Origin of the sequence: Streptomyces sp. NPDC006385, from assembly GCF_040612485.1 — a bacterium.
Classification (GTDB): domain Bacteria; phylum Actinomycetota; class Actinomycetes; order Streptomycetales; family Streptomycetaceae; genus Streptomyces.
In genome coordinates this window covers 22,418-40,331 of the sequence record NZ_JBEXQG010000007.1, presented here as the reverse complement: position 1 = coordinate 40,331, position 17,914 = coordinate 22,418, and the positions used below count along the sequence as shown (strand labels likewise).

The 17,914-nt window shown below is 71.0% G+C and carries 15 protein-coding genes; 9 read left to right on the top strand and 6 right to left on the bottom strand.

The features are described from left to right. Positions 1 to 99 precede the first annotated feature (99 nt). The gene (locus tag ABZ078_RS07400) at positions 100 to 696 is read right to left on the bottom strand and encodes a TetR family transcriptional regulator (protein ID WP_356572551.1); all 597 of its coding nucleotides are present in this window, start codon (positions 694 to 696) and stop codon (positions 100 to 102) included. A 132-nt stretch (positions 697 to 828) separates the two neighbouring features. Between ABZ078_RS07400 and ABZ078_RS07395 the strand changes: the two genes are divergently transcribed. Further along, on the top strand, positions 829 to 2,310 hold the full coding sequence (locus ABZ078_RS07395) for an FAD-dependent monooxygenase (RefSeq protein ID WP_356572549.1): 1,482 nt from the start codon (positions 829 to 831) through the stop codon (positions 2,308 to 2,310). 9 nt (positions 2,311 to 2,319) lie between these two features. On the opposite strand, the gene ABZ078_RS07390 is transcribed toward ABZ078_RS07395, so the two are convergent. Further along, the gene (locus ABZ078_RS07390; protein WP_356572547.1) at positions 2,320 to 2,835 is read right to left on the bottom strand and encodes a MarR family transcriptional regulator; all 516 of its coding nucleotides are present in this window, start codon (positions 2,833 to 2,835) and stop codon (positions 2,320 to 2,322) included. 223 nt (positions 2,836 to 3,058) lie between these two features. Between ABZ078_RS07390 and ABZ078_RS07385 the strand changes: the two genes are divergently transcribed. Further along, positions 3,059 to 3,232 carry a hypothetical protein gene (locus ABZ078_RS07385; protein WP_356572545.1) on the top strand — a complete coding sequence of 58 codons (174 nt, stop codon included), beginning with the start codon at positions 3,059 to 3,061 and terminating at the stop codon, positions 3,230 to 3,232. Positions 3,233 to 3,319: 87 nt separating this feature from the next. Here ABZ078_RS07385 and pepN read toward each other — a convergent pair whose 3' ends face one another. After that, complete coding sequence (gene pepN / locus ABZ078_RS07380; protein ID WP_356572543.1) at positions 3,320 to 5,896, bottom strand: aminopeptidase N; 2,577 nt, start codon at positions 5,894 to 5,896, stop codon at positions 3,320 to 3,322. A gap of 112 nt (positions 5,897 to 6,008) precedes the next feature. On the opposite strand from pepN, the gene ABZ078_RS07375 reads away from it, so the two are divergent. Then, positions 6,009 to 6,221 carry an antitoxin gene (locus tag ABZ078_RS07375; protein ID WP_356572542.1) on the top strand — a complete coding sequence of 71 codons (213 nt, stop codon included), beginning with the start codon at positions 6,009 to 6,011 and terminating at the stop codon, positions 6,219 to 6,221. Further along, complete coding sequence (locus ABZ078_RS07370) at positions 6,208 to 6,555, top strand: type II toxin-antitoxin system PemK/MazF family toxin (protein WP_356572540.1); 348 nt, start codon at positions 6,208 to 6,210, stop codon at positions 6,553 to 6,555. Before ABZ078_RS07375 ends, ABZ078_RS07370 begins: the two co-directional genes overlap by 14 nt. 60 nt (positions 6,556 to 6,615) lie before the next feature. On the opposite strand, the gene ABZ078_RS07365 is transcribed toward ABZ078_RS07370, so the two are convergent. Beyond that, entirely contained in the window at positions 6,616 to 7,632 is a 1,017-nt protein-coding gene (locus ABZ078_RS07365) for an aspartate-semialdehyde dehydrogenase (RefSeq protein ID WP_356572538.1), read from the bottom strand. Between the two features lie 308 nt (positions 7,633 to 7,940). Here ABZ078_RS07365 and ABZ078_RS07360 point away from each other — a divergent pair, with 308 nt between their 5' ends. Both ABZ078_RS07360 and ABZ078_RS07355 read left to right on the top strand, forming a co-directional pair. After that, positions 7,941 to 8,468 carry a sigma-70 family RNA polymerase sigma factor gene (locus tag ABZ078_RS07360; protein ID WP_356572536.1) on the top strand — a complete coding sequence of 176 codons (528 nt, stop codon included), beginning with the start codon at positions 7,941 to 7,943 and terminating at the stop codon, positions 8,466 to 8,468. Between the two features lies 1 nt (position 8,469). Further along, complete coding sequence (locus ABZ078_RS07355; RefSeq protein ID WP_356572534.1) at positions 8,470 to 9,327, top strand: hypothetical protein; 858 nt, start codon at positions 8,470 to 8,472, stop codon at positions 9,325 to 9,327. Positions 9,328 to 9,377: 50 nt separating this feature from the next. Here ABZ078_RS07355 and ABZ078_RS07350 read toward each other — a convergent pair whose 3' ends face one another. After that, positions 9,378 to 12,665, bottom strand: a complete 3,288-nt coding sequence (locus tag ABZ078_RS07350; RefSeq protein WP_356572532.1) for a S8 family serine peptidase — start codon at positions 12,663 to 12,665, stop codon at positions 9,378 to 9,380. Positions 12,666 to 12,860: 195 nt separating this feature from the next. Between ABZ078_RS07350 and ABZ078_RS07345 the strand changes: the two genes are divergently transcribed. From ABZ078_RS07345 to ABZ078_RS07335, 3 genes are all read left to right on the top strand, one after another. Further along, positions 12,861 to 13,319: an NUDIX hydrolase gene (locus ABZ078_RS07345; protein ID WP_356572530.1), complete on the top strand. Its 459-nt coding sequence runs from the start codon at positions 12,861 to 12,863 to the stop codon at positions 13,317 to 13,319. Positions 13,320 to 13,549: 230 nt separating this feature from the next. Beyond that, complete coding sequence (locus tag ABZ078_RS07340; RefSeq protein ID WP_356572528.1) at positions 13,550 to 15,334, top strand: TIGR03767 family metallophosphoesterase; 1,785 nt, start codon at positions 13,550 to 13,552, stop codon at positions 15,332 to 15,334. A gap of 99 nt (positions 15,335 to 15,433) precedes the next feature. Further along, positions 15,434 to 16,624, top strand: a complete 1,191-nt coding sequence (locus ABZ078_RS07335) for a serine hydrolase domain-containing protein (protein ID WP_356572526.1) — start codon at positions 15,434 to 15,436, stop codon at positions 16,622 to 16,624. Between the two features lie 83 nt (positions 16,625 to 16,707). On the opposite strand, the gene ABZ078_RS07330 is transcribed toward ABZ078_RS07335, so the two are convergent. Beyond that, a complete protein-coding gene (locus ABZ078_RS07330; RefSeq protein ID WP_356572524.1) occupies positions 16,708 to 17,766 on the bottom strand; it encodes a hypothetical protein in 1,059 nt (352 codons plus the stop codon). Positions 17,767 to 17,914 lie beyond the last annotated feature (148 nt).

Here is a 17,914-nt window from a genome sequence, read left to right as displayed (position 1 = left end):
CGCGCACTTTCCCGAGGGCGCCGACCCCATCGTACGTACGCGCATCCGCCGTACGTGGACGAGGCCGGCGCCCTCGGCGCGTCCGCCCGCCGGCGGCCCTCACGTCCCCGGATGCGGCGCCGGGTAGGGCGCCGTCAGATACCGCTGCACCGTGGGCGCCAGCCAGGCCACGACCTCCTCGGGAGTCAGTGCCACCGCGGGCGGGAAGCGCAGGACATAGCGCGTGAGCGCCAGTCCGAGCAGCTGTGACGACACCAGCGCGGCCCGCGCCGGAGCCTGCTCGGGGTCGGGGCACACCTGGCGGGCGAGCGGCAGCAACTGGTCCCCGAAGACGCCCCGCATGCGCTCGGCCCCGGCCTGGTTGGTCACGCCGACCCGGAGCAGGGCGGTGAGCACCTCGTTCTCCTCCCACATGGCCAGGAAGTGCGTCACGAGCGCCCGGCCGGCGTCGTGCCGGGTCAACGACGCCGGGTCCGGCAGCCGCAGGTCGATGGCGACGGCCGCCGCGAACAGGCCCTCCTTGTTGCCGTAGTAGCGCATGACCATCGACGGATCGATGTTCGCGTCCTTGGCGATGGCGCGGATGGTGGCGCGCTCGTAGCCGTCGGCCGCGAAGCGCTCGCGGGCCGCGTGGAGGATCGCCGTGCGGGTGGCGTCGGAGCGGCGCGGTGGGGTGGGGGCCTTGCGTTCGGTCATGCCAACGATCGTAGGCCAACGGCAGTAGGTCCACGCTTGTAGGCCAACACCTGTTGACCCGGCTGTCCGGGCGGCCCTAGGCTTGCCTACAGGCGTTGACCAACAAGTGTTGGCACTCTGGAGGAGGCCGCCATGACCGGCACCACCCACCACCCCGTCCCCGTCCCCGACCCCGTCCCCGTCCCCGTCCTCGTCGTCGGCGCCGGCCCCACCGGCCTCCTCCTGGCCGGTGACCTCGCCGCCGCCGGCGTACGCGTCACCCTCGTCGAGAAGCGCCCCCACGGCATCAGCAACCTCTCCCGCGCGTTCGGCGTCCACGCCCGCACCCTGGAACAGTTCGACGCCCGAGGCATCGCCGACGACCTGCTCGCCACCGGCACCACCATCACCGAGCTGCGACTGTTCCGCCGTCTCTCCCTCGACCTGGGCACGCTGCCGTCCCGCTTCCCCTTTCTGCTCATCACTCCGCAGTACGAGGTCGAGCGACTGCTGGAGCGGCGGGCGCGCGAGCTCGGCGTCGAGTTCCTCTTCGAGCACGAGGTCGTGGGGCTGCGGCAGGACGACAGCGGGGTCGACCTCGACATCCGCGACCCGGACGGCGCGGTCGTCACCCGCCGCGCCGTGTACGCCGTGGGCGCGGACGGCCACCGCAGCGCCGTACGCCGCGCGCTCGCCATGCCCTTCCCCGGCGTCTCCGTCATCAAGTCCCTGTTCCTGGCGGACGTCCGGCTCACCGAGCGGCCCGACAGCGTGCTCACCATCGACGGAGCGGGCGACGTCTTCGCGGGGATCGTCTCCTTCGGCGACGGCTGGTACCGGGTCATGGGCTGGAACCGCCGCCACGAGGTCCCCGACGACACCCCGCTCGACCTCGACGAGGTCAGGGAGGTCACCCGCCGCGCCCTGGGCACCGACTACGGCATGCACGATGCGCGTTGGCTCTCCCGCTTCCACAGCGACGAGCGACAGGCGCCCGAGTACCGGGTCGGGCGGGTCTTCCTCGCCGGCGACGCCGCCCACGTCCACTCACCGGCCGGCGGCCAGGGCATGAACACCGGTCTCCAGGACGCGGCCAACCTCGGCTGGAAGCTCGCCGCGGCCGTGCGGGGCTGGGCGCCCGAGGGGCTGCTGGACACGTATCAGGCCGAGCGTCATCCGGTCGGCAGGGCGGTGCTGCGCAGCAGTGGCGGGCTGGTCCGGCTGGCGCGGGCGCAGAGCCCGGTGCTGCGTGCCGTACGCGCCCTCGTCGCCGCCTTCCTCGCCGCGGCCCGGCCCGCCCGGGCGAAGGCCCTGGCCCAGATCTCGGGCATCGGCTACAAGTACGCCGCCCCGCGCGGCTCCCACCCCCTGGTCGGCACGCGCGTCCCCGACGCCGCCCTGGAGAGCGGTCGCCTTTACGAGGCGCTGCGCGGCGGACGGTTCGTGCTGATCGGACCGGAGTCCCCGATGGCGTACGACGGGCAGGGTGCCCGCAAGGACCGGCTGACCGTGGAACGCTGGGCGAGCGGCCGCCGTACGGCCGTGCTGGTGCGGCCCGACGGATACGTGGCCTGGGCGGCGGAGGGCGCGGACGCGGCGACGGTTCGGCGGGCGGTCGCCGCTCACCTGGGGTGAGTGAACTCCTTACCTGGGTTCGGATGTCGCCGTGAGCAAGTCCCGGAGCAGGTCGGCCAGTTGGCCGGCCTGGTCGTCGTCCAGGACGGACAGGGCTTCCATCTGGACGGCGAGTCCGGCGGTGACGGCCTCGTCGACGAGGGCCAACCCCTTCTCGGTGAGGGTGACTTGGAGGCCCCGGCGGTCGTGCGGGTCGGGGGAGCGGCGAAGAAGCCCTGCTCGCTCCAGCTTGTCGAGGCGGCCGGTCATGCCACCCGTGGTGAGCATCAGCGTCGCCGAGAGCCGGCGGGGCGGAAGGGTGTACGGCTCGCCGGCGCGGCGCAGGGTCGCCAGGACGTCGAACTCGCCACGCGAGATCCCGAACCGGGCGTACGCCGTCTCCATCCGGGCGCCCACCGTCTGCGTGAGGCGGTGGATCCGGCCGAACACCTCCATCGCGGTCGTGTCGAGGTCGGGCCGCACCTGCGCCCACTGGTCGATGATCGCGTCGACGGCGTCCCTGCGCCGGGGCGGGCGTGCACTCATGGGTCGAGTATCGGGCGCCGGACGATCACCCGCAAGGAAGTAGCTTGGCAGAAAGCCGCTTGAGTGAAAGTAGCTTAGTGTTGAGCTACCCCTCCCCGTGGAACAGGCCGATGTGCTGTCAGCTCGACCGTGTCGATGTCGCAGAGCGGCGGCGGCCTTCTCGATCGCCGGCCAGAACCACGTGTCGGGCGGATACGCCTCCTCGTAGTTGGACCGTCGACGGATGGGCACCGGCGAGGAACACGGCCTCGACACCGTCGAAGGCAGGGGCGCACTCCAGCGGGCGGGTGATGGAGCCTTCGACGACCTTCACCCCGTCAGGCCAGCCATCGCACTGGCCCGGCTCGGCGATCACCCGGACATCTGGGACTGGCGCCCTCGCCCCTGCGGGGGCTGACGGCGGTCAGCAGGTGTACGCCTGCGGTGCCCCAAGGGGCGTCCGGTCCAGGACCGGACGCCCCGACAGACGTTCCTGGGACGGCCGTTACCGCTCCGCCGCCGCGTCCGCAGCCTGGGCCTTCAGGGCCCGTTCCACGCCCGAGCGGGACTCCGAGACCAGGCGGCGCAGGGCCGCGTTCGGGTCGGCCGAGGCCAGCCAGGCGTCCGTCTTGGCCAGGGTCTCCTCGGAGACCTGGAGGGACGGGTACAGGCCGGTCGCGATCTGCTGGGCGATCTCGTGGGAGCGGGCGTCCCAGATGTCCTTGACCACCTCGAAGAACTTGTCCGTGTAGGGGGCCAGGAGCTCACGCTGGTCGGTCTGGACGAAGCCCCCGATCACCGCTTCCTGAACGGCGTTGGGAAGCTTGTCGGAGTCGATGACCGACGACCACGCCTCGGCCTTGGCCTCGGCGGTCGGGCGGGCCGCACGGGCCGTGGCGGCGTGCCGCTCGCCGGCCGCCGTCCTGTCCCGCTCGTACTCGGCCGCGATCTCCGTCTCGTCGAAGCGCCCCACGGCCGCGAGCCGCTGTACGAACGCCCAGCGCAGCTCCGTGTCGACGGCCAGGCCCTCGATCGACTGCGAGCCGTCCAGCAGGGCCTCCAGCAGGTCCAGCTGCTCCGGCGTGCGGGCCGTCGCCGCGAACGCCCGCGCCCAGGCCAGCTGGTGGTCGCTGCCCGCCTCGGCGCCGCGCAGGTGCGCCAGCGTGGCGTCCGTCCAGCGGGTCAGCAGGCTCTCGCGGGCGGCCGGGGCGGCGTACAGCTCGATCGCCAGCTTCACCTGGCGCTGCAACGACTGCACGAGGCCGATGTCGGACTCCTTGCCGATGCCCGACAGGACCAGGGAGAGGTAGTCGCGGGTGGCGAGTTCGGCGTCGCGCGTCATGTCCCACGACGACGCCCAGCACAGGGCCCGCGGGAGCGAGGCCTCGAAGTCGCCGAGGTGCTCGGTCACGAAGGCCAGCGACTGCTCGTCCAGGCGGACCTTCGCGTACGACAGGTCGTCGTCGTTGAGGAGGATCACGTCCGGGCGGCGCGTGCCCGACATCTGCGGTACGGCGGTCAGTTCGCCGTCCACGTCCAGCTCGATGCGCTCGTCGCGGAGCAGCTTGCCCGACGCGTCGTCGAGGTTGTACAGGCCGACCGCGATGCGGTGCGGACGCAGCGTGGGGTCGCCCTTCGCGCCCGTCGGCAGCGCGGGGGCCTCCTGGCGGATCGCGAAGGACGTGATCACACCGCTCGCGTCCGTCTCGATCTCGGGGCGCAGGATGTTGATGCCGGCCGTCTCCAGCCACTGCTTCGACCACGTCTTCAGGTCACGGCCGGAGGTCTCCTCCAGGGCGCCCAGCAGGTCGGACAGGCGGGTGTTGCCGAAGGCGTGGCGCTTGAAGTACGCCTGGACGCCCTGGAAGAACTCGTCCTCGCCGACGTAGGCGACGAGCTGCTTGAGGACGGAGGCGCCCTTGGCGTAGGTGATGCCGTCGAAGTTGACGAGCACGTCGTCCAGGTCGCGGATCTCGGCCATGATCGGGTGGGTGGACGGCAGCTGGTCCTGGCGGTACGCCCACGTCTTCATCTGGTTGGCGAAGGTGGTCCACGAGTGCGGCCAGCGCGACTCGGGCGCGTACGCCTGGCAGGCGATGGACGTGTACGTGGCGAACGACTCGTTCAGCCACAGGTCGTTCCACCACTCCATGGTGACCAGGTCGCCGAACCACATGTGGGCCAGCTCGTGCAGGATGGTCTCCGCGCGCGTCTCGTACGCCGCGTTCGTCACCTTGGACCGGAAGACGTACTGGTCGCGGATGGTCACCGCACCCGCGTTCTCCATCGCGCCCGCGTTGAACTCCGGCACGAACAGCTGGTCGTACTTCTTGAACGGGTACGGGTAGTCGAACTTCTCCTGGAACCAGTCGAAGCCCTGCCGGGTCACCTCGAAGATCGCGTCCGAGTCGAGGAACTCGGCGAGCGAGGGCCGGCAGTAGATGCCGAGCGGGACGGACTGGCCGTCCTTCTCGTAGACGCTGTGCACGGAGTGGTACGGGCCGACGATGAGCGCCGTGATGTACGTCGAGATGCGCGGCGTCGGCTCGAAGGACCAGACGTTGTCCTTGGGCTCCGGGGTGGGCGAGTTGGAGATGACGGTCCAGCCGTCCGGCGCCTTCACGGTGAACTGGAAGGTGGCCTTCAGATCGGGCTGTTCGAAGGACGCGAAGACGCGGCGGGCGTCCGGGACCTCGAACTGGGTGTAGAGGTAGGCCTGCTGGTCGACCGGGTCGACGAAGCGGTGCAGGCCCTCGCCGGTGTTGGTGTAGGCGCAGTCCGCCACGACCCGCAGGACGTTGGGTCCCTCCAGCAGGCCGGACAGGGCGATCCGGGAGTCCTTGAAGACCTCGGCCGGGTCGAGTGCGTCGCCGTTGAGGGTCACCTCGTGGACGGTCGGGGCCACGAGGTCGATGAACGACCCCGCGCCGGTCTCGGCGACGTCGAAGCGCACCGTGGTGACAGACCGGTAGGTACCGCCCTCCTGCGCGCCGGAGAGGTCGAGATCGATCTCGTAGGACTCGACGGTGAGCAGCTGCGCCCGCTGCTGAGCCTCTTCGCGGGTCAGGTTTGTGCCAGGCACGCGGTCATCTCCTCGATATGTGTAGGTTCGGCGGTTCGGTCATCCTTCCATGTGAGGTGCACGGCTGTCTCCGACGGTTCAGCCGGGGGGTCGGGGGGCGAGGTGTGCAGGGTTGCCGCAGGAGGATGTCGCCTTCGTCGACGAGTACGCCGCCAAGAAAGCGGCGGATTCCAGATCCGCGGTGATACACGACGCCATTCAGATGCCGCGCGAAGCAGCTCTTGAGGAGGAGTACCTCGCGGCTTGGGACGAGTGGTACGCGAGCGAGGATGCGGAGCTGTGGGATCGTACGGCGGGGGACGGCATTTCTGATGAACCGCGGTGACATCTACCTGGTGGATCTGGAGCCGGTCGTCGGCAGTGAGGCGAACAAGAGGCGCCCGGCGGTCCTCGTGACCAACAACGCCGCGAACCGTATGGCCGACCGGGCGGGGCGCGGCGTCCTGGCGGTGGTGCCTGTGACCTCCAACGTCACACATGTACGGCCGTTCCAGGTCTTCCTGCATGCAGCGGAGTGTGGCCTGAGAGTCGACTCCAAGGCGCGGTGCGAGCAGATCCGGGCGCTCGACCTGTCGCGATTCGGCCACCGCATCGGTGTCGTGCCACCGCACGCGCTGAAGGAGACCGACCAAGCGCTGCGCCAGCAACTGGCACTCTGAACACGACGAAGGGGCGCCCACCGTTCACCGGCGGGCGCCCCTTTCGTATGTGTACCGGCGTCAGCCCTTCAGCTCCGCCGCCACCAGCTCCGCGATCTGCACCGCGTTCAGCGCGGCCCCCTTGCGGAGGTTGTCGTTGGAGAGGAACAGGGCGAGGCCGTGCTCGACCGTCTCGTCGGTGCGGATGCGGCCGACGTACGACGGGTCCTGGCCGGCCGCCTGGAGCGGGGTCGGGACGTCGGTGAGGGCCACGCCGGGGGCGCCGGCCAGCAGCTCCTTGGCGCGCTCCACGCTGATCGGGCGGGCGAAGCGGGCGTTGACCTGGAGGGAGTGGCCGGAGAAGACCGGGACGCGCACACAGGTGCCGGAGACCTTCAGCTCGGGGATCTCCAGGATCTTGCGGGACTCGTGGCGGAGCTTCTGCTCCTCGTCGGTCTCATTCAGACCGTCGTCGACGATCGAGCCGGCCATCGGCAGCACGTTGTACGCGATCGGCGCGACGTACTTGTTCGGCGCGGGGAAGTCCGCCGCCGAACCGTCGTGGGTCAGCTTGGGCGCGTCGTCGCCGACCTTCTTGACCTGCTCGAACAGCTCGTCCACGCCGGCCAGACCCGAGCCGGACACCGCCTGGTAGGTGGCGACGACCAGCGCCTGGAGCCCGGCCTCCGCGTGCAGCGGCTTCAGCACCGGCATCGCGGCCATCGTCGTGCAGTTCGGGTTGGCGATGATGCCCTTGGGGCGGTCGGCGATGGCGTGCGGGTTCACCTCGGAGACGACCAGCGGGACCTCGGGGTCGCGGCGCCAGGCCGAGGAGTTGTCGATCACCACGGCGCCCTGGGAGGCGACCTTCGGCGCCAGCGCCTTGGAGGTCGAGCCGCCCGCCGAGAACAGGACGATGTCCAGGCCGGTGTAGTCGGCCGTGGCCGCGTCCTCCACGGTCACGCCGTCCAGGACCGTCCCCGCCGAGCGGGCCGAGGCGAACAGGCGCAGCTCGGTGACCGGGAAGTCGCGCTCCGTGAGGATCCTGCGCATGACCGTGCCGACCTGCCCGGTGGCTCCGACGATTCCGACCCTCACGGCGACTCCCTTACGCGTTCTTGAATGTCTGCGGCCTTTCCATCATGCGGCCGACCCGGGTCCGCCTGTCCAATTCTTTGCGTTCCATGCCCGAGGACCGGGACACCCCGACCCGTCCGGCGGCACCGGAACTCCCGTGCGCACCCACACTGAGCTGCAGAAATTCGCCCTACGAGGCCCTCGTTCCGCAAGCTGTGCTGCGCCCGCGCCGCGGTGTGACGTACGCCTCGCGGAAACTCCCGGCGACCCGGGCGAACGTTTCCGTGCGCTGCGGCGTCGTAGGAGAAACGCGGTGAGGGGGGTGGCTTGTGCTGCGCAGAAAGGCCCGCCGTGCCCAGGAGGACGATCACACAGATCCTCTGGACGCGGCTCAGGAGCGCCGGGTGCGGGCGGTGCTCGCGCTGGGCGGGGTGCCGCAGACGGACCTGCTGGACGGGGTACAGCAGGTCCGCCTGCGGCTGCTGGAGCGGGCCGCGAGCGGGCGGGAGGCGCCCCGGGACGTCTCGGCGTGGGCGGCGGTCGTCGCCTCCAACCTCGCCATGGACTGGCACCGGGCCAAGAAGCGCCAGGAACGGCTCGGGGAACGGCTCGCCTCCCTGCGTCAGCTCGAACACCCCTCCGGCGAGGACACCAGCCTGCTCTCCCTCGCCGTCGCCCAGGGCCTGGACGAACTGCCCGACGCCCAGCGTCAGGTCCTCGTCCTGCGCTTCTACGCCGATCTGCCGGTGCGCGGGATCGCCGAGGAGCTCGGCATCCCGGAGGGCACGGTCAAGAGCAGGCTGCACACGGCGGTACGGGCCCTGCGCGCCCGCCTGCACGAGGACGAGGTGGTGTGACGTGACCGCCGAGAACGAAGGCCGTAACGGTCGCGACGGCAACGACGGCAACGACGGCAACGACGGCTACGACGGCAACGACGGCTACGACGGCTACGACGGCCACGACGGCAACGACGGCTACGACGGCCGAGGCGGCGTCGACGCGCTGATGGCCGCGATCACCGGCGAGCCGCTGCCGGACGCGGCCCGCGCGGACGCCGCCCTCATGGCCGAGCACCGGTCGGCCACCGCCGACGTGGCACTGCTGCGGCAGCAGCTGGGGATCATCGGGGACGCCCTCGCCGCGCCGCCGGCACCGGCTCCCGAGCCGGCTCCCGAACCCGCACCCGAGCCCGTTCCCGTACGGCACTCCTCCCGGGTCCGGCGGCGTGCGTTCACCCTCGCCTTCGGCACCCTCGCCGTGGCCGCCGTCGCCTCCGTGGTGACCGGGCTGGGCTGGCTGCTGTCGCAGGCCGGGGACGGCGGCCTGGCCTCGGGAGGCAGTGCCGACCAGGCGAGCTCCAAAACGGCCGAGGCCGCCTTCGGCAGCCCCCGCTACCTCGCCTGCGCCCGCCTTGTCGCCGAGGGGGACGTCACCGCCGTGGAGCCGGTGCCCGGCACGGCACACGAGCGGATCACCCTGAGCGTGACCCGCTCCTACCGCCCGCAGAAGCCGAGGACGCCGGAGAAGGACGAGGACGAGGTGACCTTCCTGATGGAGGAGGACGCCGTCGGCAAGGGGGAACACCTCCTGGTCGGCATCCCCCGGCATGCCGCGGGGCCGGACTTCTGGGCCGTCGGCGAGCAGGACATCGCCCCCGAGCGGGCCTGGATCACCGCCGCGCTGCCCGAGGCGCGGAACCTCACCTGCGCATGACGAGGGGCGGGCGCCCGTACGGACGCCCGCCCCCATGGCCGTACACCGGACTACGGCGTGACCTTCTCGATCTTCACGTTGCCGAGGCCCGCGACCGTGCCACGCGCGTTCAGCAGCCGTACCTGACCGAAGAACTCACGGCCCTCCGGAGCGGCCGCCAGCGCGGTGACGCTGCCGGAGACGGAGGCCGAGTCGCCCGTGCCCAGCTTCACCGGCGCCGACTCGTCGACCGTGACGGTGCCGAGCGCGGCCGAGTAGAACACGTCCAGGTAGTCGTACGCGGTCGAGCCGGCCGGCACCGCGTAGCCGATGACCTCGATGCGGTACTTCCCGGCCGCCGGGTTCGCGACCGAGACCGACTCCTCCGAGTCGCCGTCGGCGGAGCTGCCGACCTCGGTGCCGGCCGCGTCGTAGACGACCAGGTCGAGGTCCGCGGCGGCGTCGGAGACGTTGCCGATGGTCACCTCGAGCGACTTGGCGCCCTCGGGCACGTCGACCGCGGTGGTCTGCGTGACGCCCTCGGCGATGGTCGGACGGGTCGTCTTCGACGAGCCGAGCGGGCCGCCGGCCAGCTTGCCGTCGAGCGCGGCGTACTTGTTGGTCACCTTCCAGGAGGCGGTGGCCGGGGTGCCGACCTTGGCCTCGGGGACGGTCACGGTCTCCGGGTCGAAGGCCGCGCCGAGGACGGCGACGTCCAGCTTGTACGGGTTGTCGAGCAGCGGCGACGTGCGGCGCGACTCGACCTCGATCTCCCAGACGCCGGGCTGCGGGTCGGCGTAGGAACGCACGTCCGGCTTGCAGCCGTTGCCGTCGAGGTAGTTGTTGTAGCAGCTCGGAGTGCCGGTGGGGTCGGACGGGACGCCGAACGGGTGGATCGAGACGAACCGGGTCTGGCTCTTGTCCTTCAGCCCGCCGATCGCGACCTCCAGCGTCTTCGCGCCCTCGGGGACGGTCACGAAGTACGACTTGGTGCTGTTGCGCTGCACCGAACCGGACGCGGAGTAGGTGTGCTTGACCGGCTCCGACACCACGACCGTGTTGAGGACCTGCTTGTCGATGCCCTCGGTGCGCGGGTCGTCGACCTCCAGGATCGCGCTCTTGATGCCGGCCGAGGACGGCTTGGCGGCGACCTTGACGGTGACCGGCTTGTTCAGGCCGAGGCTGATCTCGTCGGAGCCGACGATGCGGAAGGTGCCACCGGCGTTGTTCTCCAGGTGCAGCTCGTGCCGGATCGCCCGGTCGGCGCCCGACGTACGGGTGACGGTGACGTCGTACGTCTTCTTCTGGCCGACCTTCAGGCCGCCTTCGCGGTCGTAGAGGCCGGTGCCGTAGCCGGGGGTCTTGAGCTTGTCGTCCATCGCGGTGTCGACCGGCGCCTTCACCGTGTACTCGTGGGCGGTGGCGCCGTCACGGACGGCGTCCCAGGCGTCCTCGATGTTGATGAGGCCGGCCCCCTCCTCGTACGCCTGGACACCCTTGATGTGATCGGCGGTCGAGGTCAGCGCGGTGCGCAGCTTCGCGGGCGTCAGGTCGATGCCCTTCTGCTTGGCGGCGCTCAGCAGCAGCGCGGACGCGCCCGCCGCCTGCGGGGAGGCCATCGAGGTGCCCTGGAGCATGCCGTAGCCGGCCGGGAGCGAGTAGCCCGCCTCGGCGACCGGGGCGCCCGGCAGCCAGGTCTGGATGGTGTTGATCGCGGCACCCGGGGCGGTCAGGGTCGGGGTGAAGCCGCCGTCCTCACGCGGGCCGCGCGAGGAGAACGGCATCATCGCGTACTTCTTCTCCACGACGGAGCCGTAGTTGGCGGCCCAGGTCTCCTTGGAGATGGACGCGCCGACCGAGATGACCTTGCTGGACAGAGCCGGGTCGCCGATGGTGTTGGCGCCGGGACCGGAGTTGCCGGCCGAGATGACGAGCTGGACGCCGTAGGTGTCGATCAGGCGGGTGTACAGCTCGGCGCGGGCGTTGTTGCCGTCGTTCAGCGCCGGGAGACCGCCGATGGACATGTTGACGATGTCGACGCCGCGGTTGACGACGAGGTCGATCATGCCCTCGGTGAGCGCGACGTTGGTGCAGCCGCCGCTCCAGGTGCAGGCACGGGAGGCGACGAGCTTCGCGCCGGGCGCCGCGCCGTTCATCTTGCCGCCGAACAGGCCGTTGGCGGCGGTGATGCCGGCGACGTGCGTGCCGTGCTCGGACTCGATGACGCCGATGTTGACGAAGTCGGCCTTCTTGCCGACCCAGTCGCCGCCGTACGGGTCCATCGGCACGTCCTTGCGGATCTGCACGACGAACGGCTGGCGCTCGGCGACGTCGGTGGCCGGGTCGTCGGTGCCGAAGTACCCGATCTGGAAGCCGTCCTTGTACGGCTTCATCGGGGTGTCGTCACCGAAGTCGTTGTTGTTGTTGAGGTCCACGCGGACCGTGCCGTTCGCGGCGTCGTAGAGCATGCCCCACGAGTCGGTCTTGTCGCCGTCGCGGTTGGCGTCGCCCGCCGCGTCACCGCCGGTGGTGTACGACTCCAGGAAGGTGCTGACCTGGTACGAACCCGCGGGCGCCGTCCAGGTCCTGCCGCCGTAGGTGAAGGTGGGCCCGGAGACGGAGGTCACCATCGGGCGCCAGGTGCGGTCGTTGTCGACTATCGGGTCGGTGGCGGTGACCCAGTCGACGATCTTGCGCTCGCCGGTGGTGGTCTTCTGCAGGGCCGGGTGCCCGAGGTCCACACCGCTGTCGAGGATGCCGATGGTGATGCCGCGGCCGTCCGCCTTCGGGTTGTCCTCGACGAAGTCGACGGCGCCCGTCTCGAAGGACGGGTTGTACGGGTTCTCGGCCGGGGTCTTCTTGCCCGGGGCGGGGTACGAGGTCGCGGCGGCCGTCGACTTCTTCGTGTCGACGGCGGGATCGTCCAGGGGGATCTCCTCGCGCAGGTCGATGCCGTGCACCGAGGAGAGCTTCGTCGCGGCGGCGATGGCCGAGTCGGCCCTGCCGGTGGGGACGGTGGCCCGGACGTAGCCGAGCTTGTCGTAGGTACGGCCCACAGAGCCGACCGCGTCGAGCTGCTCGGCGACCTTCTCGGTCTGGCCGGGGGCGGTCGCGACCATCATCGTGACGTTCTTGTCGCCGTCGGCCTTGGCCTCGGCGAGCAGGTCGGCGTCGTCCGAACCGAGCTTGTGGTGGGCGGACTTGACGCTCGGGTCCGCCGCCGCGGGCGCGGGGTCCGCGGCGAAGGCCATGGGTATCGGCCCGGCCGCACAGAGCGCGGCGACGAGACCGGCGGCCACGGCTGTGCGCGCCGCGCCTCTCGGACCCGGCTTCGGATCGCGCTGGGGGGTGTGGGTCATCGGCATCCCTTGTTGGTAAAGGAGCATGGGTCGTCCGGAATGCGACCCCGGACGACCGCACAGCTTTATGCAAGGGAAGGATGTTTGGGAAGAGTTGGCCGAATCGAAATGGACGGATGGGGAAAACCCCCGACGGACTTTGGGGAGATGGGCCGCAAAGGGGGACAAGGTGACCGTCGGCGCTAATGTCCGTATGTGCGGAAGAACTTGAGGGTGGCGGCCTACGCCATATGCGTACGTGACGGACAACTCCTCCTCGCCCGGTCCCCGGCGTCCCACGGCGGCTTCGAGTGGGTGCTGCCGGGCGGCGGCATGGAACACGGCGAGGATCCCTACGACACGGTCGTGCGGGAGGTGGAGGAGGAGACCGGCTACCTCGTCGAACCCACGGGGCTGCTCGGCGTCGACTCCTCCCGCCGCGTCGTCCCGGACCGCTTCGGCCGGAGCGTCGACCACCACGGCGTACGGCTCGTCTACGAGGCCCGGATCACCGGCGGCGACCTGCGCTACGAATCCCATGGCTCGACGGACATGGCGGCCTGGCATCCCCTGGACGCCGTGGCGACGCTGACCCGCGTCTCCCTGGTCGACAAGGGGCTGTCACTGTGGCGCGAGCGGCCCGCCGCGGGGCGGATCCAGAGCGCCGGGACATAGCTTCCCTACCCCGGAAGATGAACACAAAGTGACCGCGTCCCGGCCGTTCGAGGAGCGGCCGTGGACGCGGAAGGTAGTCCAAGATCCACGTACGGTGATCGGCGCTGCGCGTTGCGGCACCGTTCATGCACAGGTCACCCCGGGTGCCAACGATCCACAGTGAGCGGGACGTTCGCCTCGGCGAGCGCCCGCGACCACTGCCGACGCGTTCGCACTCGGGGAGATCGCGCATGTCGCGCACACGCTCTGTCGCCAGCTCCGCGCTGGGGGTCCACCGCCGTACGCTGCTCGCCGCCACCGGAGCGGTCGCTGTCTCCGCGGGCGTCGGCTACGCCCTGCGGCCCACCGCCAGCGAGGCCGCCACGTCCACCGGCACCGCGGGCGCCGTCGGCGCGGGCAACGCCGCCGCCGAGGCCCCCGTCGGCGCCTCCCGCAAGCTCCCGGTCGCGCTCGCGCCGTACACCCGGGGCACGACCCTCGCGAACGTCGCCACCCCGACCGGCTCCTCCGGCTACCGCCGCCTCGGTGACGGCCCCGGCTGGCGGCGGATCGTCCGCGAGGACCTGGCCGCGCCGAAGACGGGGCGCGCGAACCGGCGTACGGCACTCGCCGCCTTCGTCCAGCTCACCGACCTGCACCTGATCGACGCCCAGCACCCGCTCCGGCTGGAGTACCTGCGCGCCACGGACGCGCACGCCTGGCGGCCGCAGGAGGCGCTGACCGTGCCGGGCGCGGTGGCGCTCGTCGAGCGGATCAACGCGCTGCGCGGCGGTCCCGTCACCGGCGCCCCGCTGCACTTCGCCATGACCACCGGCGACAACACGGACAACAACTGCAAGTCCGAGCTGGAGTGGTTCCTGACGGTGATGAGCGGCGGCCGCGTCACCCCCAACACCGGTGACCCGCGGCAGTACGAGGGCGTCCAGAACAGCGGCCTGAAGCTCTACTGGCAGGCCGACGACAGCGTCCGCGACGCCGACAAGCAGCTCGGCTTCCCGCACATCGAGGGCTTCCTCGCCGCCGCGATCCGCGAACTGCGCAGCCCCGGCCTCAACATCCCCTGGTACTCGACGGTCGGCAACCACGACGCGATGCCGCTGGGCACCTACGCCTCGCACAGCGACTCCTACCTGACCGACCTCGCCGTCGGCGGCAAGAAGCTGATGAACGTCTCGGCGGCCGACGCCAAGAAGCTCCAGGACTCCCTCAAGCAGGACAAGGACCCCAGGGGCACGGTCTTCAAGGACTTCCTCAAGGCCCACGCCCGCTCGATGCGCTCGGTCACCCCGGACGAGAGCCGGGCCCCGTTCACGCCCAGGGAGTACCTGCGGGCCCACCTGGACCCGGCCTTCCAGGGCCACGGCCCGGTCGGGCACGGCTACTCGGCGGCCAACCTCGACGCCGGCACCCAGTACTACAGCTTCCGCATCGCCGACGACGTCATCGGCATCAGCCTCGACACCACCGACCCGGGCGGGCACTACGAAGGGTCCATCGGCGCGGCGCAGTTCGCGTGGCTGGACAGGACACTGCGCGACAACAAGGACGCGTACGCGATCATCTTCAGCCATCACACCAGCGAGACGATGGACAACCTCCGCCGCGACCCGGCCCGCCCGGGCGAGCGGCGCGTGGGCGGCGCCGAGGTGGTCGAGCTCCTCGCCCGGCACCGCAACGTGCTGGCCTGGGTGAACGGCCACATCCACAAGAACGTCATCACGCCGCGCTCCGGCGCCGGCGGCGGCTCCTTCTGGGAGATCTCCACCGCCTCCCACGTCGACTTCCCCCAGCTCGCCCGGATCATCGAGGTGGTGGACAACCAGGACGGCACGCTCTCCCTCTTCACCACCCTGATCGAGTCCTCGGCCCCGCACCGCACGGACTTCACGGACCTCTCCCAGACGGGCCTGGCCGCCCTCTACCGGGAGCTCTCCCTCAACGCGCCGGGCGCGCGCACGACGCTGGCGGGGGAGCGGCGGGACCGCAACACGGAGCTGGTGCTGAAGAAGGGCTGAAACACGATCAACTACCGCCCCTTGCCTCAACCTTGGCCGCACCGGCCCGGTCTCTCCCCCTGACCACGCTCGACGTGAGCGGGCAGAAGGGGGAGAGACATGAGCGTACGTACGACACGCACGGCCCTGGTGGCGGCGACCGCCGTGGCGCTGTCCGTGGCCCTCGCGGCCCCCGCGGTGGCCGCGGCCCCCGCCGGAGCCGACCACGGGGCGACCCGCAAGGCCATCGAGGCCGCGGTCGGGGCCGGGGTCCCCGGCGTGACGGTGACGGCGAAGGACGGGCAGGGCGCCTGGTCGGCGACGGCGGGGGTCGGCAACCTCAAGACGGGGAAGCCGCGTTCGGCGGACGACCGTTACCGGGTGGGCAGCATCACCAAGACCTTCGTCGCCACGGTGCTGCTCCAGTTGGAGGCGGAGGGCCGGTTGTCCCTGGACGACACGGTGGAGGAGTGGCTTCCGGGCGTGGTGCGGGGCAACGGCCACGACGGCAGCCGCGTCACCCTCCGCCAGCTCCTCAACCACACCAGCGGCATCTTCAACTACACGGCGGACGAGGAGTTCGGCCGCACGTACTTCCTGAAGGACGGCTTCTTCGAACACCGCTACGACACCAAGAAGCCCGCGGAACTGGTCGCGCTCGCCATGACCCACAAGCCGGACTTCGAGCCGGGGGCGTCCTGGAACTACTCCAACACCAACTACATCCTGGCCGGAATGGTGATCGAGAAGGCCACGGGCCGCCCGTACGGCACCGAGATCCGCGAGCGCGTCATCGAGCCGCTGCACCTGACGGCCACCTCGGTCCCCGGTACGCGCGTCTCGGTGCCGCAGCCCAGCAGCCGTGCCTACTCCAAGCTGGCCGAGACGGCGACGGGGCCGACGTACGACGTCACGAGGATCAACCCGTCGCTCGCCTGGTCGGCCGGCGAGATGATCTCCGACTCGAAGGACCTCAACCGCTTCTACACGGCCCTCCTGCGCGGCAAGCTCCTCCCGCGCGAGCAACTGGCCGAGATGACCACGACCGTCCCGGTCGACGAGGCCAACTCCTACGGTCTCGGCCTGCTGAGGACCGAGCTGAGCTGTGGCGTCACCGTCTGGGGTCACGGCGGGGGCATCCACGGCTCCCTGTCCGAGGCGATCACGACGAAGGACGGCCGTCACTCCCTCGCCTTCAACTTCAACGGTGACTGGTCGGGGGACATGGTGTCGGTGATCGAGGCGGAGTTCTGCGGGAAGACCACGGCGGCAGCCGGGCGTACCGGAACGCGCGCCCCGGACCTCACCTGACGACACGAGGAGGGGCCGCCCGGACGGTTCCGGCCCGGACGGCCCCTCCTCTCCCCTCCTGATGCTGCCCTCCCGGTCCGTCACTACCGGGGCAGCACCACGACATACGCGGCCGGGTCGCGGTCCGCCGCCGCCATCAGCGCCGTACGGACCACCGCCGCCTGCTGCTCCATCGCGTCCCGCAGCTTCTTCGGGGTGATGTACACGACCGTGATGCCCAGCCGCTCCAGGTGCTCGCGCTTGCGGGCGTACTCGGACCACAGGGCGTCGTCGTCCTGCCGGTGGCCGTGGCGGGGGGCGCGGGTGTCCAGTTCCACGGCCACCGCCTGCTCGGGCCAGTAGGCGTCCAGGCCGCCGAGGTAGGGGCCGCCGGGCAGGCGCAGGTCGACGTTCCAGACGGGGTCGGGCAGGCCGTGGACGTGGACCATCTCGTACAGGCGGTCCTCCGCGATCGCGCGGCCCTCGGCGAGCAGGGAGTCCACCGCGTCCACCACGTGCGGGCGGGACAGGAGCTTCGCCTGGTTCAACTCCCGCACCACGGACGCCGGTTCGCAGTGGCCGCCCCGGACGGCCTCCGTCAGCAGCCGGCGTACGGCGCCCGCGTCCGTCAGTTCGGCGACCGCGTCGGCCAGGGCGCGCGGGACCGGCGCCACCGGCAGGCCCGTCACCTGCTCGGGGGTGGGGAGCGCGGAGGTGCGCAGGATGCGGGCGCAGCCCGTGGAGCGCAGCCGGCGCATACGGGGGACCAGGACGTCGATCGTGTCCAGGGCGGTGAGGGGCGGCGTCGCCGAGAACCCGTGCAGGGTCAGCGCCGCGAGGCCCGTGATCACCGCCTCGGCGTAGCCGGGGCCGTGCCCCTCGCCCGCGTTCGGCTGGGACGGCACCCCGGAGGTCCGTTCCCGCGCCGCGTACATCAGCACCGCGTGCAGGCGCTCCTCGCTGGTCGGCGGGCCGGGGTGGAGCAGGAAGACGCCGGGCAGGAGCTGCTGCCACGGCCCGCCGGGGCGGCACTGCTCGTTCGTCTCGGCGGGCGGGACACCGTGCGACTTGAGCTGCGCGGCCGTCATGACGCGGCGGTGCACCTCGGAGAGGTGGCGCAGGGGGCGGGGGGAGAGCGGGGGGAGTGGGGCGTTGTGGTTCATGACCCGGAGGTTCCCGCGTTGAGTCCGCCCTTTAACCGCTGTTACACGGCCGTCGACAAATACGGACAACCCAGCACTAAAGGACGGATGTTCGGATGCCGAGTAGGGACGGAAAACCCCTGGTCCGTTCGGGTCGGCCCAGGGGTTA

Excerpts from the sequence above, each read along its gene's own strand:
- ABZ078_RS07335 (WP_356572526.1), top strand. The coding sequence starts at position 15,434 with ATGAGCGTACGTACGACACGCACGGCCCTGGTGGCGGCGACCGCCGTG.
- ABZ078_RS07370 (WP_356572540.1), top strand. The coding sequence starts at position 6,208 with ATGAACCGCGGTGACATCTACCTGGTGGATCTGGAGCCGGTCGTCGGC.
- ABZ078_RS07395 (WP_356572549.1), top strand. The coding sequence starts at position 829 with ATGACCGGCACCACCCACCACCCCGTCCCCGTCCCCGACCCCGTCCCC.
- ABZ078_RS07350 (WP_356572532.1), bottom strand. The coding sequence starts at position 12,665 with ATGACCCACACCCCCCAGCGCGATCCGAAGCCGGGTCCGAGAGGCGCG.
- ABZ078_RS07385 (WP_356572545.1), top strand. The coding sequence starts at position 3,059 with ATGGGCACCGGCGAGGAACACGGCCTCGACACCGTCGAAGGCAGGGGC.
- ABZ078_RS07340 (WP_356572528.1), top strand. The coding sequence starts at position 13,550 with ATGTCGCGCACACGCTCTGTCGCCAGCTCCGCGCTGGGGGTCCACCGC.
- ABZ078_RS07390 (WP_356572547.1), bottom strand. The coding sequence starts at position 2,835 with ATGAGTGCACGCCCGCCCCGGCGCAGGGACGCCGTCGACGCGATCATC.
- ABZ078_RS07400 (WP_356572551.1), bottom strand. The coding sequence starts at position 696 with ATGACCGAACGCAAGGCCCCCACCCCACCGCGCCGCTCCGACGCCACC.
- ABZ078_RS07330 (WP_356572524.1), bottom strand. The coding sequence starts at position 17,766 with ATGAACCACAACGCCCCACTCCCCCCGCTCTCCCCCCGCCCCCTGCGC.